The organism is Agrobacterium sp. (assembly GCF_059499945.1).
In genome coordinates, this window is record NZ_JCABZP010000014.1 from 532,870 (window position 1) to 556,048 (window position 23,179).

General features: G+C 60.3%; 19 protein-coding genes. 14 read left to right on the top strand and 5 right to left on the bottom strand.

Annotation, left to right across the window (positions count from 1 at the left end):
- Positions 1 to 6: 6 nt before the first annotated feature.
- Both AC5I5B_RS14305 and AC5I5B_RS14310 read right to left on the bottom strand, forming a co-directional pair.
- Positions 7 to 1,851: a tetratricopeptide repeat protein gene (locus AC5I5B_RS14305; protein ID WP_087744258.1), complete on the bottom strand. Its 1,845-nt coding sequence runs from the start codon at positions 1,849 to 1,851 to the stop codon at positions 7 to 9.
- Between the two features lie 189 nt (positions 1,852 to 2,040).
- Positions 2,041 to 3,057 (bottom strand): polyprenyl synthetase family protein, encoded by a 1,017-nt coding sequence (locus AC5I5B_RS14310; protein WP_003503263.1) that lies wholly within the window; start codon positions 3,055 to 3,057, stop codon positions 2,041 to 2,043.
- A 111-nt stretch (positions 3,058 to 3,168) separates the two neighbouring features.
- Between AC5I5B_RS14310 and AC5I5B_RS14315 the strand changes: the two genes are divergently transcribed.
- From AC5I5B_RS14315 to AC5I5B_RS14365, 11 genes are all read left to right on the top strand, one after another.
- Positions 3,169 to 3,399: a putative signal transducing protein gene (locus AC5I5B_RS14315; RefSeq protein ID WP_003503261.1), complete on the top strand. Its 231-nt coding sequence runs from the start codon at positions 3,169 to 3,171 to the stop codon at positions 3,397 to 3,399.
- Positions 3,400 to 3,405: 6 nt separating this feature from the next.
- Positions 3,406 to 4,206 carry a tRNA1(Val) (adenine(37)-N6)-methyltransferase gene (locus tag AC5I5B_RS14320; RefSeq protein ID WP_111833698.1) on the top strand — a complete coding sequence of 267 codons (801 nt, stop codon included), beginning with the start codon at positions 3,406 to 3,408 and terminating at the stop codon, positions 4,204 to 4,206.
- An 88-nt stretch (positions 4,207 to 4,294) separates the two neighbouring features.
- Positions 4,295 to 5,164: a S49 family peptidase gene (locus AC5I5B_RS14325; protein WP_495752771.1), complete on the top strand. Its 870-nt coding sequence runs from the start codon at positions 4,295 to 4,297 to the stop codon at positions 5,162 to 5,164.
- Positions 5,165 to 5,184: 20 nt separating this feature from the next.
- A complete protein-coding gene (locus AC5I5B_RS14330) occupies positions 5,185 to 5,379 on the top strand; it encodes an NfeD family protein (protein WP_003503256.1) in 195 nt (64 codons plus the stop codon).
- Positions 5,380 to 5,479: 100 nt separating this feature from the next.
- On the top strand, positions 5,480 to 6,442 hold the full coding sequence (locus tag AC5I5B_RS14335) for a glycine--tRNA ligase subunit alpha (RefSeq protein ID WP_162695459.1): 963 nt from the start codon (positions 5,480 to 5,482) through the stop codon (positions 6,440 to 6,442).
- Between the two features lie 52 nt (positions 6,443 to 6,494).
- A complete protein-coding gene (locus tag AC5I5B_RS14340; RefSeq protein ID WP_111833697.1) occupies positions 6,495 to 6,935 on the top strand; it encodes a hypothetical protein in 441 nt (146 codons plus the stop codon).
- Between the two features lie 120 nt (positions 6,936 to 7,055).
- Positions 7,056 to 7,607 (top strand): LemA family protein, encoded by a 552-nt coding sequence (locus tag AC5I5B_RS14345; RefSeq protein ID WP_020813593.1) that lies wholly within the window; start codon positions 7,056 to 7,058, stop codon positions 7,605 to 7,607.
- A gap of 87 nt (positions 7,608 to 7,694) precedes the next feature.
- Positions 7,695 to 8,972 (top strand): 3-phosphoshikimate 1-carboxyvinyltransferase, encoded by a 1,278-nt coding sequence (locus AC5I5B_RS14350; protein WP_113076132.1) that lies wholly within the window; start codon positions 7,695 to 7,697, stop codon positions 8,970 to 8,972.
- 22 nt (positions 8,973 to 8,994) lie between these two features.
- Positions 8,995 to 10,932, top strand: a complete 1,938-nt coding sequence (locus tag AC5I5B_RS14355) for a DUF2207 domain-containing protein (RefSeq protein ID WP_129565310.1) — start codon at positions 8,995 to 8,997, stop codon at positions 10,930 to 10,932.
- Positions 10,933 to 11,032: 100 nt separating this feature from the next.
- Entirely contained in the window at positions 11,033 to 13,186 is a 2,154-nt protein-coding gene (gene glyS / locus AC5I5B_RS14360) for a glycine--tRNA ligase subunit beta (RefSeq protein WP_020813595.1), read from the top strand.
- Between the two features lie 230 nt (positions 13,187 to 13,416).
- Entirely contained in the window at positions 13,417 to 13,911 is a 495-nt protein-coding gene (locus tag AC5I5B_RS14365) for a 2-thiouracil desulfurase family protein (RefSeq protein WP_495752743.1), read from the top strand.
- 217 nt (positions 13,912 to 14,128) lie between these two features.
- Here AC5I5B_RS14365 and AC5I5B_RS14370 read toward each other — a convergent pair whose 3' ends face one another.
- The 3 genes from AC5I5B_RS14370 to purD form a co-directional block, all read right to left on the bottom strand.
- The gene (locus AC5I5B_RS14370; RefSeq protein WP_495752744.1) at positions 14,129 to 15,952 is read right to left on the bottom strand and encodes a methyl-accepting chemotaxis protein; all 1,824 of its coding nucleotides are present in this window, start codon (positions 15,950 to 15,952) and stop codon (positions 14,129 to 14,131) included.
- A gap of 326 nt (positions 15,953 to 16,278) precedes the next feature.
- Positions 16,279 to 16,788 (bottom strand): plant virulence effector HPE1-like domain-containing protein, encoded by a 510-nt coding sequence (locus AC5I5B_RS14375; protein WP_495752745.1) that lies wholly within the window; start codon positions 16,786 to 16,788, stop codon positions 16,279 to 16,281.
- Positions 16,789 to 16,945: 157 nt separating this feature from the next.
- Positions 16,946 to 18,217 (bottom strand): phosphoribosylamine--glycine ligase, encoded by a 1,272-nt coding sequence (gene purD, locus AC5I5B_RS14380; RefSeq protein ID WP_111833693.1) that lies wholly within the window; start codon positions 18,215 to 18,217, stop codon positions 16,946 to 16,948.
- 201 nt (positions 18,218 to 18,418) lie between these two features.
- Here purD and AC5I5B_RS14385 point away from each other — a divergent pair, with 201 nt between their 5' ends.
- The 3 genes from AC5I5B_RS14385 (at position 18,419) to AC5I5B_RS14395 (ending at position 23,114) form a co-directional block, all read left to right on the top strand.
- Complete coding sequence (locus AC5I5B_RS14385) at positions 18,419 to 20,743, top strand: Tex family protein (protein WP_003503236.1); 2,325 nt, start codon at positions 18,419 to 18,421, stop codon at positions 20,741 to 20,743.
- 168 nt (positions 20,744 to 20,911) lie between these two features.
- Positions 20,912 to 22,168: a cyclopropane fatty acid synthase gene (locus AC5I5B_RS14390; protein ID WP_060722936.1), complete on the top strand. Its 1,257-nt coding sequence runs from the start codon at positions 20,912 to 20,914 to the stop codon at positions 22,166 to 22,168.
- A 145-nt stretch (positions 22,169 to 22,313) separates the two neighbouring features.
- Positions 22,314 to 23,114: a MipA/OmpV family protein gene (locus AC5I5B_RS14395; RefSeq protein WP_003503231.1), complete on the top strand. Its 801-nt coding sequence runs from the start codon at positions 22,314 to 22,316 to the stop codon at positions 23,112 to 23,114.
- Positions 23,115 to 23,179: the final 65 nt, after the last annotated feature.

Genomic DNA, 23,179 nt, shown 5'->3' on the forward strand with positions numbered 1-23,179 from the left:
ATGGCGTCAGGATTTCTTGTCCGGAGCAGGGGCCGCCGGGGCAGGAGGAGCCGGCGGTTGCGGCGCTGCATCCTTCTTGGCGGTATTTTCGGCGTCCTTCTCCACCGGCGGCAGGCCGTTGGCGATCTTTTCCTTCACCTTGGCCTTGTCCACATCATCATTGTCGCCGATCAGCGCGCGGTTCCATTGATAGACCGCCTCGATCTTGCGACCCACGCGCCAATAGGCGTCGCCAAGGTGGTCGTTAATGGTCGGATCGCCGGCCTTGAGCTCGATTGCCCGTTCCAGCTCGGTTACCGCCTCATCGAAAGCGCCGAGGCGATAATGCGCCCAGCCGAGCGAATCGACGATATAGCCGTCATTCGGCCGAAGCTCGACCGCGCGGCTGATCATCTTCATGGCTTCATCGAGATTGATGCCCTTGTCCACCCAGGAATACCCCAGATAGTTCAGAACCTGCGGCTGCTCGGGGTTCAGCTCCAGCGCCCGCTTGAAATTCGGTTCGGCCTTGTCCCATTCCTTCAGCCGCTCATAGGCGATGCCGCGCTGGAAGAAGACCGTCCAGTCGGATTTCTGCGGCACGGAGCCGATCACCTCGATGGCCTTGTCGTAGTTTTCGGCCATTGCCCTGTAGTCCTTGGCATCGGAAAGCACGCTGCCATAGGCGAGATAGGAACGGATGTCCTTCGGATCGGATTCGAGGAGGGATTTGAGATGCTTGCGCGCCTCATCCACCTTGCCCGTCTGCGCAAGCGTCAATCCGAGCTGCAGCTCGGAGATGCGATACATCGGGGAATCTTTCGGCACCTCGCGGTAGAACGCAATGGCGCGGTCAGGCTGTTTCAGGGCTTCAGAAAGGCCGCCGAGAAGGATGAGCGTATCCGGGCTCTTGGGATCGAGCGCGCGCGACGTCTGCAGATAAAGCGTCACTATCTCTTCGGCGCCTTCGCGGTTCAACGCGCCGGCGATGGAGAACATGACGCTGGCCGCACCTTCCACGGCATTGGTGATCTGCTGCTCCGGCTTTTCACCATTTTCGATGGACTGGCGAAGTGCTTTCAGCGGCGCGTAGTTCGGCGCGAAAGTGTCGCCGACCGCAATCGCGTCCAGCGCCTTCTGCTTGTTGCCGGCGGAAGCTTCGAGCCGGGCAAGCGCCATGACCGCCCGCATATAGGTGTCGGAGGCGGTTGCCCCGCCTTCGCGGTCCGTCACCGCTTCGTTCAGGCTCTTGCGGGCGGCTTCAGTATTGCCGGAAACAAGGGCGATGGCCGCCGCATTGTATTTCTGGAAGATCGAAATCCAGCCCGGGCCCTTCATATTGTTGACGAGCGCCAGCGCTTCCTTCGGCTTGCCGGAACCGGCACGCGCCCAGGCGGTCAAAAGCGTATTGACCATGCGGTCGAGATCGTTCGGACCGGTATATTTCAGGATCTTCTCGGCCTTGGCGAATTCCTTGTCCTTGATGGCGTCCAGACCGCGCACGATGGTCGTGACACGCTCCACCGAGGTATCGTCCTTCATCGAATCGGCGATCTTGGCGCCGGCTTCGAAATTGCCGCTCAGAAGTTCGGCGATCATCAGCCGCTGGCGGATTTCCGTATTGGCCGGATCGAATTCAAGCGCCTTCTTGTAGAGCGAAATCGCGGTCGGATAGTCCTGATCGACATCGGCATTGCGCCCGGCGAGGAAGGCGCCGGAGAAGGTATTTACCTTGCCGGGATCGAACGTAACGGCTTTGTCTTCCGGTTTCGCCTTCGTCTCCGCAAAGCCGGGGCTTGCACCCGCGCCGATTGCGAGAGCAGCGGCGAGAGCCGCGCTGCAGAGAAGACGGAGTGCTGGTTTACGCCGCATGAGGGAACCTTTGCCTTTGTGCAGAAGCACGGAAAAATCAGTTTCCATTGTTGGTCACGATAGAATGGCTTTTTTGAAGCAACGCCGCAAGAAATTATGGCCCCGGCCACAATCACACCTTGCGGAGAAGCTGGCCCGGAACCTCGGGCGGATGGTCTTTTCCATCCGCCGTTCGCCCGGCCTCTAGCGTCAGTTCAGACGCTCGATGCAGAAGTCGATCACTTCCAGAAGCGCGTCTTTCCACGGGCTCTGCGGCAGCGGCGCGAGCGCGTCACGGGCAATGGTGCCATAATGCGTGGCGCGGCCGATCGTATCGCCAAGACCGTTATATTTGGTGATCAGGCCAAGCGCCTTTTCGAGGTTCTCGTCGCTGCTTTCGCCTTTTTCAATGGCGGTGCGCCAGAAGGCGCGCTCATCCTGCGTGCCGCGGCGATAGGACAGTATGACCGGCAGCGTGATCTTGCCTTCGCGGAAATCGTCGCCGGTATTCTTGCCGAGATCGGCGGACTTTCCACCGTAATCCAGCACGTCGTCAACGAGCTGGAAGGCGAGGCCGAGATTCATGCCGTAGGATTTCAGCGCGCTGCGGGTCGCCTTGTCGGTTTTGGCGACGATGGGGCCGACTTCCGCCGCCGCCGCGAAAAGGGCGGCCGTCTTGGCGCGAATCACCTGCAGATAATCGTCTTCGGTCGTTTCCATGTTCTTGGCGACCGAAAGCTGCAGCACTTCGCCCTCGGCGATGACGGAGGCGGCGGTGGACAGCACGTCGAGCGCATCGAGAGAGCCGACATCCACCATCATGCGAAACGCCTGGCCGAGCAGGAAGTCGCCGACGAGAACGCTCGCCTGGTTGCCCCAGATGGTGCGGGCTGTGGATTTGCCGCGGCGCAGATCGCTCTCATCGACCACATCGTCATGCAGAAGCGTCGCCGTATGCATGAATTCCACGCTGGTGGCGAGCTTGATGTGGTTGTCGCCCTCGTAACCGAACATCGAGGCCGAGGCGAGCGTCAGCATCGGCCTCAGGCGCTTGCCGCCGGAGGAGATGAGATGATTGGCCACTTCGGGTATCATCTGGACATCGGAACCGGCCTTGGAAAGGATAAGCTGGTTCACCCGTTCCATGTCGGGGCGGGTCAGGTCGACAAGCGGCTTGACGGATGCGAGTTTGTTTTTGCTTTCTTCAAGCGGTATGACGACGCCCAAGGGACAGGACTCCAGTTCGAATTTGAATTCGACAATAAAAACTGACGCCTTGCGCGGCAAGGGGCGAATTGCCGCTAGCCATTCAAAAAGATGGGAATTTAGGGCTTATCCATGCGTGAACTGATCCGTACCAACGATGCAGTGCTTCTGTCCTTCGCTGAAAGCCTGATGAAGGATGCCGGCATCCACTGCCTCATTGCCGATCAGGCGATGAGTATTCTGGAGGGATCGCTCGGCCTTTTGCCCCGTCGGTTTCTGGTGGAGGAAGATCGGGCGGACCAGGCCCGCCGCATTCTCATCGATGCCGGGCTGGGCGACGAGTTGCGCAACGAAGAGGCTTGAACGGCGGTGGGCGGCGGCATTTCCGAAACGATCGATGCCTTTCACCGGGGCCGGTTTCACATCATCCAGCCGAAGGGCAGGGGGCACCGGGCCGGAATGGACGCCATGCTTCTGGCGTCACTGGTGGCGGACGATCGCGCCTGCCGGATCGCCGATCTCGGCGCGGGTGCGGGAGCTGCCGGCATGGCAGTTGCGGCGCGGCTCGAAAAGGCCGAGGTGACGCTCTACGAACGCGCGCCGGAAATGGTGCAATTTGCCCATCGCAGTCTCGAATTGCCCGAAAACGCTGCTTTTTCCGCCCGTGTCAGCGTGCGCGAGGCCGATGTGACCCTGCGAGCGAAAGCACGCATTGAGGCGGGATTGCCCGATGACTATTTCCATCACGTCATCATGAACCCGCCCTATAATGACGCAGGCGACCGCCGCACGCCGGATGCCCTGAAGGCCGAGGCCCACGCCATGACGGAGGGTCTGTTTGAAGACTGGATCAGGACCGCGGGTGCGATCATGGTTTCGGGCGGGCAGCTTTCCCTGATTTCAAGGCCGCAATCGGTGGCGGAGATCATCGCCGCCTGCGGCAGCCGTTTCGGCGGCATCGAAATCACCCTCATCCATCCGCGTGCCCGTGAGGACGCGGTGCGCATGCTCGTCACCGCCATCAAGGGTTCGCGTGCGCGGCTGTCCTTCCGCGCACCGCTCATCATGCATGAAAACGGCAGTCACGCCTTCACCCCCTTCGTGGATGACCTGAACAATGGCCGCGCCGCCTATTCGCGTAATGTAAGGGCAATCCGGCCGGCGCCATAAATATCGGGGTTCCGCCAGCCGCAAACCATTGTGTTTTGCGGGGCGATACATACATCCGTGACGAACGGATAAATGCTGCGAGGATTGAATAGTGGGTTTTTTGAAGTATCTGGTGCCGAAACGCTTTCGTAAAAAAGAGCTCGTCATCCCGGTGGTGCGCATGCATGGCGCGATCATGGCCGGCGGCAACCAGTTCCGCCCCGCGCTCAATCTCGCCTCCTACGCCCCCCTTCTGGAGAAGGCCTTCGCCGTCAAGGATGCGCCGGCCGTCGCCATTTCTCTCAACTCGCCCGGCGGTTCGCCGGTGCAGGCAAGGATGATCTATAACCGCATCCGCCAGCTTGCCGAGGAGAAGGAAAAGAAGGTTCTGATCTTCGTGGAGGACGTTGCAGCCTCCGGCGGTTACATGATCGCGCTTGCCGGCGACGAGATCATCGCCGATCCCACCTCCATCGTCGGTTCGATCGGTGTCGTTTCCGGTGGTTTCGGTTTTCCGGAAATGCTGAAGAAGCTCGGCGTGGAGCGCCGTGTCTATACGGCCGGCGAGAACAAGGTCATCCTTGATCCCTTCCAGCCGGAAAAGGAAGGCGATATCGACTACCTGAAGTCGCTTCAGGTCGAAATCCACAATGTTTTCATCGACATGGTCAAGATGCGCCGCGGCTCGAAGCTGAAGGACGATGAGGCGATCTTCTCCGGCCTGTTCTGGACCGGCATGCGTGGTCTCGACCTCGGCCTGATCGACGGGCTGGGCGACATGCGCGAGATTCTGCGCCGCCGTTACGGTGAAAAGGTCAAGCTCCAGCTCGTTAGCGGCGGGCGCTCGCTGTTCGGCAAAAAAGTGCCGGGCGTGAATACGGCCCTCGGCCTCAATGCCGAAAGGCTCGCGGCAGGCACCGTCTCGGGGCTTGCGGAAGTTGCCGAAGAAAAGGCATTGTGGTCGCGTTTCGGTCTATGATGTCGCGGGAATAGAGCCTTATGGCGCAGCTTATTACAATCATTCTTCTGGTGGTGGGATCCGTCATCCTTTACCGCCGCTTCGTCCGCGATGCGGAAAAGCTTTCCGCGAAATCGAAACAGCGCGAGAAGGAACGCGAGACCGGCGCCATCGGCACGCTGATCAAGGACCCGGAAACCGGCGAATACCGCGTGAAGCGCGAGGATGAGACGTAAGGCGGCGTCGAAGCGCATAAATCCTTGACCCCTTCGCCATGCCGTGGCACCAGTCCGCATCCGAAGTAAGTAAGTGCTTACTTCTCCTCCTAACGCCGCGATGACTGCAATGACCGATATTCCAGACCATATGAACCCCAAGCGTTCCTTTCAGGCGCTTATCCTGACGCTGCACAACTACTGGGCCGACAAGGGCTGCGCGGTGCTGCAGCCCTACGATATGGAAGTGGGCGCGGGCACGTTTCATCCGGCGACGACGCTCCGCGCGCTTGGTCCGAAGCCGTGGAAGGCTGCTTATGTGCAGCCGTCGCGCCGCCCGTCCGACGGCCGTTACGGCGAAAACCCCAACCGCCTGCAGCACTATTACCAGTATCAGGTCATCCTGAAACCCAACCCGTCCAATCTGCAGGAACTCTATCTCGGTTCGCTGAAGGCGATCGGCCTCGATCCGCTGCTGCATGACGTGCGCTTTGTCGAAGACGACTGGGAAAGCCCGACGCTCGGCGCCTGGGGTCTCGGTTGGGAATGCTGGTGCGACGGCATGGAAGTGTCGCAGTTCACCTACTTCCAGCAGGTCTGCGGCATCGAATGCTCGCCGGTTACGGGCGAGCTGACCTATGGTCTGGAACGCCTCGCCATGTATGTTCAGGGCGTCGACAATGTCTACGACCTGAATTTTAACGGCCGCGAGGGTGAAGAGAAGATTTCATATGGCGATGTCTTCCTGCAGGCCGAGCAAGAATATTCCCGCCATAATTTCGAATTTGCCGATACGGCCATGCTGCATCGCCATTTCATCGACGCCGAAAAGGAATGCCTGGCGCTTCTCGCCGCCGGTGCGCCCGGTGATAACGACAATCAGCGCCTGCATAAATGCGTATTCCCGGCCTATGACCAGTGCATCAAGGCAAGCCATGTCTTCAATCTTCTGGATGCACGCGGCGTGATCTCGGTGACGGAACGCCAGAGCTATATTCTGCGCGTGCGCACGCTGGCGAAAGCCTGCGGCGAGGCCTTCCTGCTGACGGATGCGGGCGGGCTGAACTGGAGCCGGGCTGCCTGATTTTTGGTGGTAAGCTGTTGTCCAAAGTTTTGATGAATTTGAAAGGCCGTTCTTGACGGCCTTTTATTTTGTGTGGATTGGTATGCTGAATAAAGCGATGGGTTTAACCGTGAATAATATTAGAAATTTCTGTTTTTTATTTGTGCTTACACTCGGATCCATTCTCGGCAACAGCGCGGCTGCGGAAACGACGGACTGGATGAGCGGCAACGATGCCTTTGCCCGTGCCGACAAGCTGCGTTCTTTCGGAATGATCGTCACCCGCATGGAGTGCAAGGATAGCGGCCAGCGCTCTCTCGATGTGGGCAGCGCGCTCGTCCGCATGCACTACACGCGCAATACGAAAATGCTCGACTGGGTCATAGACGGCTGGAATCATCTGGAGGGAAACAAGGAGTATTGGGCCGAGCGAGGCTACAGGCTTGCCTCCTATACTCTTTTTGTACGCAAGGTATCCGGTCTGAAATTATATTGTACCGTCTTTTATAAATAACGGGTGTTTGCTTACCGCAGCGTGTCGCTTCCGGCAAAAACGGACAGAATGAGCGAAGCCCCATGACTTTGCGGTAATGAGCGGCTATCGTGCGCGCAACGAAGCTGGGAATCGCAATTCATGTTCATCACGCTGGCAATCATCGCGGCAATCGCGCTTTATGTCGTCTTCATCTATAACGGTCTGGTCAAGGCGCGGCAGATGAAGGAAGAGGCGTGGTCGGGCATCGACGTGCAGCTGAAGCGCCGAGCCGATCTCATTCCCAACCTCATCGAGACCGTGAAGGGTTACGCGGCGCATGAAAAAAGCACCTTCGAAGAGGTGATCGCCATGCGCAACCGGGCGCAGGCCGTGCCGGCGGGGGATGTTGAAGGTCGTGCCCAGGCCGAAGGGCTGCTGTCGCAGGCGCTCGGCAAGCTCTTTGCGCTGGCCGAAGCCTATCCCGATCTCAAGGCCAATACGAACTTTCTGGAATTGCAGCGGTCGCTGGAAACCATCGAAGGTGAACTCCAGATGTCGCGCCGTTATTACAATGGCGCTGCCCGCGATCTCAACGTCAAGGTGGAAAGCTTCCCGTCCAATCTGGTTGCAGGCCAGTTCGGATTTTCCAAGGCGCCCTATTTCGAGATCGAGAACCCGGCCGACCGCGCCGTGCCGACCGTGAAATTCTAAGCGCATTGCTTCTTCGGCGGCTTAAAACCTCCCGTTCAAATTCCGATAATCCGGCTCTTCGCCGCATTCTTTGACAAGACGACAATCATGATCGAACTGACCATTACACCGCCCGGCCACCCGCTTTCCGGCAAGGTCGAGCCGCCCGGCTCCAAATCCATCACCAACCGCGCGCTTCTGCTGGCTGGCCTCGCCAAGGGCAAAAGCCGGCTGACCGGTGCGCTGAAAAGCGATGACACGCTTTATATGGCCGAAGCCCTGCGCGAGATGGGCGTCAAGGTAACCGAACCGGATGCCACCACCTTTGTGGTGGAAGGCACCGGTGTTTTGCAGCAGCCGGAAAAGCCGCTTTTCCTTGGCAATGCCGGCACCGCCACGCGGTTCCTCACTGCGGCGGCAGCACTTGTGGATGGCGCCGTCATCATCGATGGCGACGAGCACATGCGCAAACGCCCGATCATGCCGCTGGTGGAAGCCCTGCGCTCCCTCGGCGTCGAAGCGGAAGCGCCGACCGGCTGCCCGCCCGTCACCGTCTGCGGCAAGGGCACAGGGTTCCCGAAAGGCAGCGTCACCATCGATGCCAACCTCTCCAGCCAGTATGTGTCGGCACTTCTGATGGCTGCTGCCTGCGGCGACAAGCCTGTCGATATCATTCTCAAAGGCGAGGAAATCGGCGCGAAGGGCTATATCGATCTCACTACATCCGCCATGGAAGCTTTCGGCGCGAAGATTGAGCGGGTCAGCAACGCCATCTGGCGCGTGCATCCGACGGGTTACACGGCAACCGATTTCCACATCGAGCCGGATGCCTCCGCCGCCACCTATCTCTGGGGCGTGGAACTTCTGACCGGCGGCGCCATCGATATCGGCACGCCCGCCGACAAATTCACCCAGCCGGATGCCAAGGCCTATGAGGTTATGGCAAAGTTTCCGCATCTGCCCGCCGAAATCGACGGCTCGCAGATGCAGGACGCCATTCCGACCATCGCGGTTCTGGCCGCCTTCAACGAGACGCCAGTGCGTTTCGTCGGCATCGCCAATCTGCGCGTTAAGGAATGCGACCGCATCCGCGCTGTCTCGCTCGGCCTCAATGAAATCCGCGACGGTCTGGCGCATGAAGAAGGCGACGATCTGATCGTGCATTCCGATCCGGCTCTCGCGGGCCAGACGGTCGATGCTTCCATCGATACCTTTGCCGACCACCGTATCGCCATGAGCTTTGCGCTCGCGGCGCTGAAGATCGGTGGTATCGCCATCCAGAACCCCGCCTGCGTGGGCAAAACCTATCCCGCCTACTGGAAAGCGCTCGCCTCGCTGGGCGTCGACTATACCGAAAAGGAAAGCGCTGCCGAGCCGCAGCACTGAAGCCATTGAGGAGGGACCGCCCGTGAAGACCATCGCCGCAAGACTTCTCGCGCTGCTCGTCTTCCTGGGCGCGGCCTTCCCGGCTTTTGCGGAGGAATTCATCCGCTCCTACCATTCCGTCATCGAGGTGGCGGCGGATGGCAAGCTGGCGGTGACGGAAACCATCACCGCCCGCGCCGAGGGCCGGAACATCAAGCGCGGCATCTTCCGCGATTTCCCGCTTTATGCGTTGGATGCGAACAACCGCCGCACCAAGGTGGATTTCAACGTCGTTTCGGTGGAGCGCGATGGCGCGCCGGAAAACTGGCGCACCGAAAATATCGATGGCGGCATCCGCATCTATACCGGCAGCGCCGACCGCTTTCTGCCGACTGGTGAGCATATCTTCCAGATCACCTATACCACCGCCCGGCAGATCCGTTATTTCAGCGATTATGACGAGCTGACCTGGAACGTCACCGGTAATGGCTGGCAATTCCCCATGGGCGAGATTTCCGCGACCATCACTCTGCCGCAGGGTGTGAAGGCCACGGATACCGCCGTCTTCACCGGCCCGCTTGGCGCCAAGGGCAAGGATGCGCGGATTCTGAACGAAGGCAACGAGGTGTTCTTCGCCTCCACCCGCCCGTTTTCGGTGGGCGAGGGCATGACGGTTGCCGTCAAGCTGCCCAAGGGCGCCATCGCCGCACCTGATACCTCGCAGGAGGCAGGCTGGTGGCTGCGGGATAATCTCGCCATTCTGCTTTCGGGCGGCGGGCTTTTCGCCGTGCTCCTCTATTATCTGAGGGCCTGGTTCGCCGTCGGCCGTGATCCCGCAAAAGGCGTAGTCGTGCCGCGCTGGGATGCGCCGGAGGGGCTTTCCCCGGCTCTGGTCAACTATGTCGATAACCGCGGTTTTTCCGGCGCGGGCTGGACGGCGCTCTCCGCCTCGGCCCTTGATCTTGCGGTGAAGGGTTTTGTCGTTCTGGAAGACCTGAAGAACGCCATCGTCATCAGGCGCACGGAAAAGGCAACCGCTGCCGATCTGCCGACCGGGCAGAAGACGCTGCTTGCCTCCATCGGCGGTGCGGGGGAGACGCTGACCATCGACAAGGCCCATGGTGCGGAGGTCGAAAAGGTCGGAACGCAGTTCCGCGCGGCGATAGAGAAAGAACATCGCGGCAAATATTACCGCAGCAACGCCGGTTACACCGTGTTCGGCATCTTCTTCAGCATCGCCATCATCGTTGCGACGCTGGTGTTCGGCGATCTCGATGAAAGCGCCATTGCCGCCGTTCTGGTCTTCGGCTTTTTCGCATTCTTCTTCAGCATCCTGTCGATCGGCATCGGCCGGCAGTTCTCGCGTGGCGCACCGCTGCGCAAACGCATCGGCGGCATCGTCATGCTGGCCTTTGCCGGTTTTGTGGCCTTTTCCGCCATTGGCGGCATCGCCACGCAAATCCTGCTGGATGTGACACATGACACCAAGTCGCTGGCGCTGGCCGCCATCGGCGGCATCGTACTCACAAATGCGCTTTTCCTGTTCCTGATGGGTGCGCCGACGCCGCTTGGCCGCAAGCTGATGGATGGCATCGAAGGTCTCCGAACCTATCTGACGCTGGCGGAAAAGGACCGGATGAACACCGCTGGCGCCCCCGCCATGTCGCCGCAGCATTTCGAGAAATTGCTGCCCTATGCGGTGGCGCTCGGCGTCGAAAAACCGTGGAGCCGCACTTTCGAGACCTGGCTTGCGACAGCCGCTGCCGGTGCCGTTGCTGCAAGTTATGCGCCCGGCTGGTATTTGGGCGGAAATTACGGCAGCTTCGGCGACAGGATCGGCGGCTTCTCCACCTCCATGGCAAATACCATCGCCTCCACCATTCCCCAGCCCGTCAGTTCCTCCGGTTCCAGCTTTTCCGGCGGTGGCGGTGGTGGTTTCTCCGGCTCGGGCGGCGGCGGCGGTGGCGGCGGCGGCTGGTAACGCCCGCCGGCGGTAATTTAACCGAATGCCTTGGTGACTTTTGCCGCGTTGCTTGCTAAGCCGACCGCAATCGTCCGACAACAGATAAAGTCCTGATCCCATGCCTGATCTTCTGCTTGAACTCCGCTCCGAGGAAATCCCCGCCCGCATGCAGCGCAAGGCGGCTGGCGATCTGAAGAAACTCGTCACCGACGCGCTTGTGGAGAGAGGGCTTACCTATGAGGGTGCGCGCGAATACTGGACGCCGCGCCGTCTGACGCTGGATATTCGCGGCCTCAACGCCCGCTCCGCCGATGTGCGTGAAGAAAAAAAAGGTCCGCGTACCGATGCCAATGAAAAGGCCATTGAGGGCTTTCTGCGCGGTGCGGGCCTGAGCGATATTTCGCAGGCTGAAGTCGTTTCCGATCCGAAGAAGGGCGATTTCTATATCGCCATCATCAACAAACCCGGCCGCCCGGCGGAAGAGATCATCGCCGAGGTGATGCCCGGCATCATCCGCTCTTTCCCCTGGCCGAAATCCATGCGCTCCGGCCCGGCCTCCATGCCGAAGGGCTCGAGTTATGCCGGTATCGAAGGCAAGGGCTCGGAAAGCCTGCGCTGGGTGCGCCCGCTGCAATCCATCGTCTGCCTGTTCGGCCCCGAACATGACGAAACGCAGGTCATTCCCTTTGTGATCGACGGCATCGTTGCCGGCAACGTCACCTATGGCCATCGTTTCCATGCGCCCGGCCCGATCACCGTGCGCCGTTTCGAGGACTATGTCTCGAGCCTTGAAAAGGCGAAGGTCATTCTCGATGCCGAGCGCCGCAAGGATATCATCCTGCACGACGCCAAGGACCTTGCTTTCGCCAATGGTCTCGACCTGGTGGAAGACGAAGGCCTGCTGGAAGAAGTTTCCGGCCTCGTCGAATGGCCACAGGTGCTGATGGGCACCTTCGAGGAAGACTATCTGCAAATCCCGGCGGAAATCATCCGGCTTACCATCAAGACCAACCAGAAGTGTTTCGTCACCCGCGCGCAGGGTGCGGAAGAGGGGCTTTCCAACCGCTTCATCCTGATCTCGAATATCGAGGCAAGCGATGGCGGTAAGGAAATCATCCATGGCAATGGCAAGGTCGTGCGCGCCCGCCTTTCGGATGCCCGCCATTTCTGGAACCGCGACCAGGGCGATCTGCCCGATCTGGAAACGCTGAAGGAATCGGCTGCGAAGTTCGGCCTCGATCTCAAGAAGCCGCTCGACCAGCGCATGGCGAAGCTCGATGCGCTCAATGTCACCTTCCATGCCAAACTTGGATCGCAGGGCGAGCGTGTAACGCGAATTCGCGAACTGGCGAAGGCGCTGGCCCCGGTCGTCGGCGCCGATGCCGCTCTGGTGGACCGCGCTGTGGTGCTGGCGAAAGCCGACCTGCGTACCGAAGCTGTCGGCGAATTCCCCGAGCTTCAGGGCCTGATGGGCCGCAAATATGCGACGCTGCAGGGTGAAAACGAGAGCGTGGCCGCCGCGATCGAAGACCATTACAAGCCGCAGGGTCCCTCCGACCGCCTGCCGGCCGATAAGGTGGCGATCACGGTCGCTCTGGCCGATAAGCTCGACACGCTCGTCGGTTTCTGGGCCATTGATGAAAAGCCGACGGGTTCGAAGGACCCCTTCGCGCTGCGCCGCGCTGCGCTCGGCGTCGTGCGCATTCTGCTCGAGAAAAACGTGCGCCTTTCGCTGCTGAGCGTTGCGAAGGATGCGGACCTTCTCTCCTTCTTCCATGACCGCCTGAAAGTCTACCTGCGCGACCTCGGCGCGCGTTACGACCTGATTGACGCCGTCCTCACACCTGAGTCCGACGATCTGCTGATGATCGCTCGCCGTGTCGAGGCGCTCACCGCCTTCATCACCGGCGAGGATGGCCGCAACCTTCTGGCAGGCGCCAAGCGGGCCACCCAGCTTCTGGCCGCCGAGGAAAAGAAGGGCACCGTGGTAGCCGATGGCGTTTCGGAAGAGTTGTTGAAACTCGATGCTGAAAAGGCGCTCTATGCGGCGATCAGGACCGCGTCTGCAGATGCTGCGAAGGCTGTTGCGGGCGAAGATTTCCGCTCGGCCATGCAGGCGCTTTCGACGTTGCGCGCGCCCGTGGACAAGTTCTTCGAGGATGTGCTCGTCAATGACGAGGATGCGGCCATCCGTGCAAACCGTCTGGCGTTGCTGAAGGCCATCCGCGAAGCCACCGGAACGGTTGCGGATTTTTCGAAGATCACGGGGTGAGGGAGCTTGGGGTAGCCGTACATGTCAGTGTGCGCGGCTCACCCCCCTCTGTCCTGCCGGACATCTCCGCCACAAGGGGGAGATCGAATCGTGGCGACCTCTCGACTATCTTTATGTTACGGCTTTGGCGGGGAGTGTCCCACTTGCCGATCTCCCCCCTTGTGGGGGAGATGTCCGGCAGGACAGAGGAGGGTACTTCGAGGCTTGCGCTTTCGCAGGATGATTTCCCATTGACCCACACGCCTCCTAAAATCCTCATCAGCGCCTGCCTCCTCGGCCAGCCCGTACGCTATGACGGCAAAGGCAAACCCTTCTCCCACCCGGCGATAGACCGCTGGCGAAGTGAGGGCAGGCTGGTGACAATCTGTCCGGAAATGGCGGGCGGCATGCCCGTGCCGCGCCCGCCGGCGGAAATCGAGAAAGGGGCCTCCGGCCTCGATGTGCTCGAAGGCCGCGCCCGTGTGCTGGAAGTAACCGGTGGCGATGTCACGGCTGAGTTCATCGCCGGTGCGGAAAAGGCGCTCGCCTTCGCCAGGGCCAATGGTTGCACCCACGCGCTTCTGATCGACGGCAGCCCGTCATGCGGGTCGCTTGCGATTTACGATGGTTCGTTTTCTGGCGTTAAACATGCGGGCAATGGTGTGACGGCGGCGCTGCTCGAAAAGGCCGGTATTGCCGTATTTTCACCTGCCGATATTGACCGGCTGGATGCGCTTTCTCGTTGAGACGAGGCCACGCAGACACGGCATGGCTCATTTCCGAACGTGCTGATACTCTCCTCCGTCATTCTCGCCCTTGAGGCGAGATCCATTCCCCGCTGAAGATGTGGGTGGGTCGAGCCCGAGGATGACGCCGAATGTGTGGGGAACATGTTGGAGAGCACGCAAAAATGCCGGGTCTGTGCCCGGCATTTTTGTTTCAATCGCATGAGACCGTTCGTGGTCACCCCGCCATGCGCATCTCGTGCGCCATGCCATGAAGCTGATGGCCGGAGGAGACGCGGAAGCCGCGGATGAGGTTCAGCAGCTCTTCGGTATCCACCGCCAGCGCTTCCGCCGAAGCCGTGGTTTCTTCCGCCATGGCGGCATTGTGCTGGGTGGCAACATCGAGCTGGTTGAGCGAGGAAGAGATCGATCGCAGCGTCGTATCCTGTTCGGCAGCCGAATGGGCAATCTTGCTGACGATCTCGTTGGCGGATTTGATCTGGTCCGAGATGCGCTTCAGGGCATCGCCGGCCTCGCCGACAAGCCGCACGCCATTTTCCACCTGGGCGGAAGAGCGGGCGATCTGGTCCTTGATCTCCTTGGCGGCGGCGGCGGATTTCTGCGCCAATTCGCGCACTTCCTGCGCCACCACGGCAAAGCCCTTGCCAGCCTCACCGGCACGCGCCGCTTCAACACCGGCATTCAGCGCCAGAAGGTTGGTCTGGAAGGCGATGTCGTCGATCACGCCGATGATGTTCGAAATCTGGTCGGAGGATTGTTCGATACCGCTCATCGCGGTAATTGCTTCTTCCACCACCCGGTCGCTGCGCATGGCCTCCGAGCTGACGGTGGTAACGCGCTTGGCCGCATCGGCCGCCCCTTCCGCCGTCTGGCGCACCGCGACCGTCAGCTCGTCGAGCGCTGCGGACGTTTCTTCCAGATTGGCAGCCTGCCGTTCGGTGCGCTGCGAAAGCTCGTTGGAGGCCTTGCGGATTTCCTCCTTGGAGCCGCCAATATCGATGCTCTTGGAGTTCACCTTGGCCATGGCGGCGTCAAGATGGGTCAGGGCCTCGTTGAAATTGTCGCGCAGCGCCGCGTAACGGCTGCCAAGATCGCCGCAACGCACGGTCAGATCGCCGCCAGCGAGCTTCTCGAGGGACTCGCCGATGGTGGCGACGACGCGTGCCTGCAATTCGGCTTCGTCGCGTTGCATGTCGAGATTGTTCTGGCGCTCGGCATTGAGCTGCCGCTGCTGTTCTTCCTCACGGCGCTGCATGGCGTGGCGCTCACGCACCTTGTCCTGAAGCGAGGCGGTGGCCTTCGCCATCATGCCCACTTCGTTGGTGAGGCCGGTATGGGGAATGGCAAGCGAGACGTTCTCATTGGCCACTTCGCCAAGCGCGCGGTGGATGTCGCCGAGCGGCTTCGAAATGCCACGGATGACGTAGAAAGCGGCGGCAAGCGCCAGCACGAAGATCAGCGCGCCGATCGACAGCGCCTTCATCACATCGCCGCGAACCTGCGCGTTCAGATCATCGATGTAAACGCCGGTCACGACCACCACCTGCCAGGGCTCAAAGGCAAGGGCATAGGAGCTCTTGGCGTAATCATTGCCTTCCATACCGGGCTTCGGGCCGTAGAAATCCGTTTGGCCGCCGCCATTGCGGCCAAGCCGCACCAATTCGTCACGATAGGCGAAACCCTTGCTGTCAGGCTTGCCCTTGAAGCTTTCGCCGACGCGCTTGGCATCGGGATGGAACTTCATCGTCACGTCGTAGTCATAACCGAAGAGATAGCCATCGGGGGTGAAGCGCATGGCGCTGACAGTCGCGTAAGCCTGTTTCATGGCCTCGTCGCGCGAAAGCGTTCCGGCCTTTTCCTTGTCGTTGAAGGATTGCAGGATGGAGATCGCCGATTGCACCTGCGTCCGCAGCATGCCGTAGCGTTCCTCATAGATAGCATCGGTGGCGGATTTCAGCTGGTAAAACGTCGCCACGGCGAAGGCGGCCATCAGGGCCACCACGAGAACGATCAGTTGACGGGAAATGGAAAGGTTCTTCATGGGCGCTCACAAGCGTTTGGAATTGCGCGCCTGAAAATGCCGCGCGGTACCGATGTTTCAGAGAAGGGAGAGGCGCATGATGCGCGATAAAAAGCCAGAAAAGCGCGTGTCCGCGCCGTGGCCTCATCCTGTGCTGCATCGCACTATAAAGGCACTTAGCGGCTAAAAATTTGAATAAATATTTAATTAGCGAATGCTTTATCAGGCCTCATAGGCAGAATAAGCGGCGGAGAAAGCAATATTCCCCGCATGGTTGCAGTGTCATTTCGGGAATGCAGCGATGACGCGATTATTTGACGTTCGTCATCAAAAACGTGATCGGCCGGTCAGTTGCCGCGCAATTTGAAATCCGGGAACTGGGGCGCGCCGATTACCGAGGCGCTGGCCGGCTCGGCTGCGTTTTCGGTGGAAAGTTCCTTGACGGCTGCCGTGGTCGTCGTCACGTCGATGCCGGCCGGTGTCGAAACCGTCTCAACCGGATGTGCCGCGGGTTCTGCCTCGTCATAGGTCGCGATGGCGGTGCCGGAGGTTTCCGTCATCCATGCGGGATTGGTGCTGATGAAGGTGACGGGCGCACCGCCAAGCCAGGCTTCGGTGCGCACCAGGGTGCGCTTGCCGTCGACTTCGCGCATTTCCGTGTGCTGCGTGCCGGGCTCAATGGAGGGAACCGCATAACCTTGTGTTGCGGCTTTGCCCTTCACGGGCTGGCAGCCCGCGCAATCACGACGAACGAAGCTGCCATTGGCCACGTGCACGCCGTTTATATATTCGATGGAAGATGCCATCGCCGACCCGCCGGTCAGCGCGATAACAGCTGTCAGAAAAAGACGACGCATCGAAAAGCCCCCGAAATGACGGCGCGGCCTCGTGATCGAGGCACAGTGCGCCATTCAATATTCCGGCAAGTATTACCGGTGTTTCGTTTCCATCGGGTCAGCAAACTTGGTAAAAATTGAACGAAATATTCGCTCCCAACCGCGTTTTCCTTAAGGATCAGGCCTTTTCGCGCGCGACAGCCTGCCAGCCGATATCGCGGCGGCAAAAGCCGTTTTCCCATTCCACCTTGTCCGCCAGCGCATAGGCTCGGGCCTGCGCTTCCGTCACTGTCTTCCCAAGGGCGGTGACGTTCAGCACGCGTCCACCCGTCGCCACCAGACTGCCGTCCTTCAGCGCGGTTCCGGCATGGAAGACCTTCGCCTCTTCGCTCGCCTCGGGAATATGGGCGATCGGCGTATTCTTGTCGTAAGCGCCGGGATAACCCTTCGAGGCAAGAACGACAGTCAGCGCAGCGTCGTCGCGCCATTCCGCCTCAACCTTGTCCAGCGTGCCGGTGGCGGTGGCGTAGAGGATCGGCAGCAGATCGCTTTTCAGGCGCATCATCAGCACCTGGCATTCGGGATCGCCGAAACGGACGTTATATTCGATGAGTTCCGGGCCCTTGGCGGTAATCATCAGGCCGGCGAAGAACACGCCGGAGAAGGGATTACCATCCTTGGCCATGCCCGAGATCGTCGGCTCGATGATTTCCTTCATGGTGCGCTCCACCATGGCCGATGTCATGACGGGGGCGGGAGAATAGGCGCCCATGCCGCCGGTATTCGGGCCGGTATCGCCATCGCCGACACGCTTGTGATCCTGCGCGGTGGCGAGCGCCAGCGCGGTCTTGCCGTCGGAAAGGCAGAAGAAGCTGGCTTCTTCGCCGTCGAGGAAGGCCTCCACCACCACTTCGGCGCCAGCTGCACCGAAAGCGCCGTCGAAACAGTCGTCGATGGCGGTAAGCGCTTCCGCTTCGGTCATGGCCACGGTTACGCCCTTGCCGGCGGCAAGTCCGTCCGCCTTGATGACGATCGGCGCACCCTGTGCACGAACATAGTCCTTGGCCGGTTCGGCAGTCTTGAAACGCTGGTAAGCGCCGGTCGGAATATCGTAGCGCGCACAGAGATCCTTGGTGAAGCCCTTGGAGCCTTCAAGCTGGGCCGCCGCTTTCGACGGTCCGAAGGTGGCGATGCCGGCGGCACGCAGATCATCCGCCAGACCCGCAACCAGCGGCGCTTCCGGGCCGACGACAACGAAGTCGATTGCCTTTTCTTTCGTAAAGGCGATGACGGCCGCATGGTCTTCCACATCAAGCGAAACGAGTGTCGCGTGGTCGGCGATGCCTGGATTGCCGGGGGCGGCATAAAATTCTTCAAGCAAGGGAGACTGGGCGATTTTCCACGCCAGCGCATGTTCGCGTCCGCCGGAACCGATCAACAGAACTTTCATGGTCAATACCCCTGCAAATTCGCCAGTAACCTTGTGTCAGGGGCGTTAAGGGCAGGGGGGCGAAAGGTCAAGGAGAAAGCGCCGCAAATGCCCGTCTTTCCCTTGAAGTCAGCCTTTCCTGTGGAATCGTTCCCGCCTCTTGTTGTCACGCCACAATCAGACATTATGTTCGCCGCTCCAGATGTGACATCAGAGAACCTCATGACCGCAGATAATGCCCGCCTCACCACGCTCATCGCCTCCGAAATCAACGCCCGCCCCGATCAGGTGAAGGCGGCGGTGGCCTTGCTGGACGAGGGCGCGACCGTTCCCTTCATCGCCCGTTACCGCAAGGAAGTGACCGGAGGGCTTGATGACACCCAGCTGCGCACGCTTTCGGAACGTCTCGTCTATCTGCGCGAACTCAATGCGCGCCGCGCCTCCATCGTCGATTCCATCACCGGTCAGGGCAAGATGACCGACGAGCTGATGGTCAAGATCATGCAGGCCGGGACCAAGGCGGAGCTGGAAGACCTCTACCTGCCCTATAAGCCGAAACGCCGCACCCGCGCGGAAATCGCCCGTGAACGCGGTCTCGGCCCGCTTGCGGAAGCCATCTGGGAAAACCGCGCTGCCGATCCGGCGAAATTGGCGGAAGCTTATGTGCAGGGCGAAGTGGCCGATGTGAAGGCGGCGCTTGAGGGCGCGCGCGACATCGTGGCTGAAACCATGACGGAAAATGCCGATCTGCTCGGCCGCCTGCGTGATTACATGCGCCAGAACGCCACCTTCCGCGCCAAGGTCGTGGACGGCAAACAGGCGACGGGCGAAAAATTCTCCGATTATTTCGATCATTTCGAGCGCTGGGCGACGGTGCCCGGCCACCGCGCGCTGGCCATGCTGCGCGGCTGGAACGAAGAAATTCTGACGCTGACGATCGATGTCGATGCGGATGATCCCTCACCGGTGAAACCCGCGCAGCGCACCATCGCCGCCGCCTTCGATATCCGCAATGTTGGCCCCGCCGATCAATGGCTGATGGAGGTCGCTGGCTGGACCTGGCGGGTGAAGCTTTCCATGTCGCTGTCGCTCGATCTGATGCGCGAGTTGCGCGAGCGGGCGGAAGAGGAGGCGATCAATGTCTTCGCCCGCAATCTGAAGGACCTGCTGCTGGCAGCCCCCGCCGGCTCCCGCGCCACCATGGGGCTTGATCCCGGCATCCGCACCGGCGTGAAGGTTGCGATCGTGGATGGTACCGGCAAGCTCCTGGACACCAGCACGGTCTATCCCTTCCCGCCGAAGAATGATGTGCGCGGTACGCAGGCGGAACTCGCTTTGCTCATTCGCAAACACAATGTCGAGCTGATCGCCATCGGCAACGGCACGGGCAGCCGCGAGACGGAAAAGCTGGTGGCCGATCTTCTGGCGCAGATGCCGGCTTCCGCTTCCGGTGCAAAGCCCACCAAGGTCATCGTCTCGGAAGCGGGCGCATCCGTTTATTCCGCTTCGGAGCGGGCGGCAGCGGAGTTCCCCAATCTCGACGTTTCGTTGCGCGGCGCCGTCTCCATTGCCCGCCGTCTTCAGGATCCGCTGGCGGAACTGGTGAAGATCGAACCGAAATCCATCGGTGTCGGCCAGTACCAGCATGATGTCGATCAGGGCCGTCTCAGCCGCTCACTCGATGCTGTGGTGGAAGATGCGGTGAACGCCGTCGGCGTCGATCTCAACACGGCCTCGTCGCCGCTTCTGGCGCGGGTCTCCGGTCTCGGCAGCTCGATTGCCGATGCCATCGTCGCCCATCGTGACCAGACCGGGCCGTTTGCCAGCCGCAAGGAATTGCTGAAGGTGCCGCGCCTCGGCCAGCGCACCTTCGAGCAATGCGCGGGCTTCCTGCGCATCCCGAACGGCAAGGAGCCGCTGGATGCTTCCTCGGTTCACCCGGAGGCCTATGGCGTGGCGAAAAAGATCGTTGCCGCCTGCGGCCGCGATCTGCGTTCGCTGATGGGCGACAGCGCCGCGCTGAAGGCGCTTGATCCGAAGACTTTCATCGACGAGCAATTCGGTCTGCCCACCGTAAAAGACATCATCGCCGAACTGGAAAAGCCCGGCCGCGACCCGCGCCCGAGCTTCAAGACCGCGACCTTTGCCGAAGGTGTGGACGAGATCACCGATCTGAAACCGGGCATGCTGCTGGAGGGTACGGTCACCAATGTCGCCGCCTTTGGCGCCTTCGTGGATATCGGCGTGCATCAGGACGGGCTTGTGCATGTGTCGCAGCTTGCCGATCGTTTCGTGAAAGACCCGCATGAGGTCGTCAAGGCGGGCGATGTCGTCAAGGTACGAGTCGTGGAAGTGGACGTGAAGCGCAAGCGCATCGGCCTCACCATGCGTAAGGATGGCGGCGAGGCAGCGCCGCAGCCGATGCGTGAAAAGGGCAATGCCAGCGCCATGCGCCACGCGACATCAAAACCGAAAGAGCGCAACGAGGGGTCGCAAACCGGTGGTGCGCTTGCCGCCGCGCTGGCTGAAGCCATGAAGCGGCGCTGACCCTGGGTTGAAATGATTTTTTACCAAAAAGCCTCGCCGTATACCCCGGCGGGGCTTTTTCCTTGATGAAATCGTTCAATTTTTTTGAAATAAGACTATCTTGAAACTTGTGCCGAAAGGAATACGGTCTGCAAAATTGATAAGTGAGACTTAGCAATTGGGGGTGCCATGGCGTCGTCTCTGCATGTTCTTCTCGAAAAGATAATCAAGATCGGTGATCTCACCGTCAACAGCCCGGGCGGCAGCCGCACTTTCGGCAACGGCACGGGAAAAAAGGTGGTTCTGAACTTCACCGATGAAGCCGCCATGCAGGAGATAGCCGCCGATCCGGCGCTGAAGCTCGCTGAAATGTACATGGAGGGCCGGGCGAAGGTCGCAGAAGGCGACATCTACGATTTCCTCGCACTGGTCAAAGGCAACACGCTGAGCGAGGCGCTGTCCTTCGGCATGGTCTGGCGCGGCATGGCGCGCATCATCGCCGCCCGCATCAAGATGCATCTGCCGGTCAATCACAACAAGAGCAATGTCGCCCATCATTATGACCTGAGTGCCAAGCTGTTCGATCTCTTCCTTGATGAGGACTGGCAATATTCCTGCGCCTATTTCAATCCGCCCGGCATCAGCCTTTATGAGGCGCAGGTCGCCAAGAAACGGCATATAGCGGCCAAGCTGATGACCGAGCCGGGCCAGAGCGTGCTGGAAATCGGCTCCGGCTGGGGCGGCATGGCGATGTATATCGCTGAAAGCGCCGGTGCCGACGTGACCGGCATCACGCTCAGCGAGGAACAGCTGCGCGTTTCCCGCGATCGTGCGGCAAAACGGGGCCTTGCCGGTAATGTCCGCTTCGAATTGCAGGATTACCGCTATCTGCCGGCCTCGAAGAAATATGACCGCATCGTTTCCGTCGGCATGTTCGAACATGTCGGGCCGACGCATTATCGCGATTATTTCGACAAGGTGGCGGAGGTGCTGGACGACAGGGGCGTGATGGTGCTGCATTCCATCGGCCAGCCCAGCCCTGCACTGGCGACCAATCCCTTCATCGAAAAATATATTTTCCCCGGTGGGTACATACCCTCGCTTGCCGAGGTGCTGCCGTCGATCCAGAAATCCGGGCTGCTGGTGAAGGATATCGAAATCCTGCCCATGCATTATGCGCATACGCTCAGGCATTGGCGTGAGCGTTTCGTGGCGCGCAAGGCGGAAGCGATAGCGCTTTACGACGAACGTTTCTTCCGCATGTGGGAATTTTATCTGGCGGGGTCGGAAATGGCCTTTACCCACGAAAATTTCCATATCTTCCAGATCCAGCTCGCCAAGGACCGCGATGCCGTTCCGCATAATCGCGACTACATTGCGCAGAACGAGGCGAAGCTGCTGGAGTTCGAGAAGACCCGTGCGCCACTCGAGAAGGTGACGTTCTAAGGTGTTTCCCCGTCATGCCGGCTCAGGGCCGGAATGACGGGGAAGTAGCCGCCGGTTTGCTTTCCCGCTCTGGTTAATGAAATGGAAAGACAATCCCTCTAATTCTACGGGCACCTTGTCTGTATTGCGTTTCTGGGGTTCTTTCATGTTCAAGCCATCAGCGGCCGCCGCCGCCTGTGTCCTGTCGCTTTTTGCCGTGGGCAATGCCCATGCGGAAGGCTGGTTTTCGGGCGACTGGTATCTGAAGCTCGGTGGTGCGGGTTTCACCGCGCCGAAATATCAGGGCGACAACAAGAATGAATTCGGCTTTTCGCCCATCATTTCGCTCGGCCGTCAGGGGCAGGGCGCACGTTTTACCTCGCGCAACGACAGCGCCTCGATTTCGCTTCTGGACAATGGCCCGATCAGCATGGGTCTGGCCGGCAAGCTGGTTTCCCCGCGTGACGAGGGCGATTCCGCCGATCTCAAGGGCATGACCCGCATCAAGCGCGGTGGCGAGCTTGGTGGTTTCGCCGAGGCTTATCCGACCGACTGGCTGCGCGTTCGCGGCGAAGTCCGTCAGGGTATCCGCAGCCATAGCGGCGTGGTCGGCGATGTTGCCGTCGATGCCTTCACCGATATCGCCCCCGGCATCCAGATTTCCGCCGGCCCGCGCGCCACATGGGTGAGCAGCAAGTACAATGAGCGTTATTACGGCGTCAGTGCCGCACAGACGGCCGCCGGTGCGCCATCGCCCTATAGCCCGGGCGGCGGCCTGCATTCCGCCGGCATCGGCGCCGCCATCACCTGGAAGGTCACCGAGAACGCCGAAGTCGGGTCGTTTGCGGAATATCGCCGCCTGACCGGTGATGCCGCCGATAGCTCGCTGGTGCGCGAGCGCGGCTCGAAAAACCAGTTCATCATCGGTGTTCAGGCAAGCTATAAATTCAATTTTTCGCTGCCCTGAGACAAGAAACCGAATGTCTGAGGTTGATGGCCCGCAGGAAACCGTTGCGGGCCTTGATGTTTCTG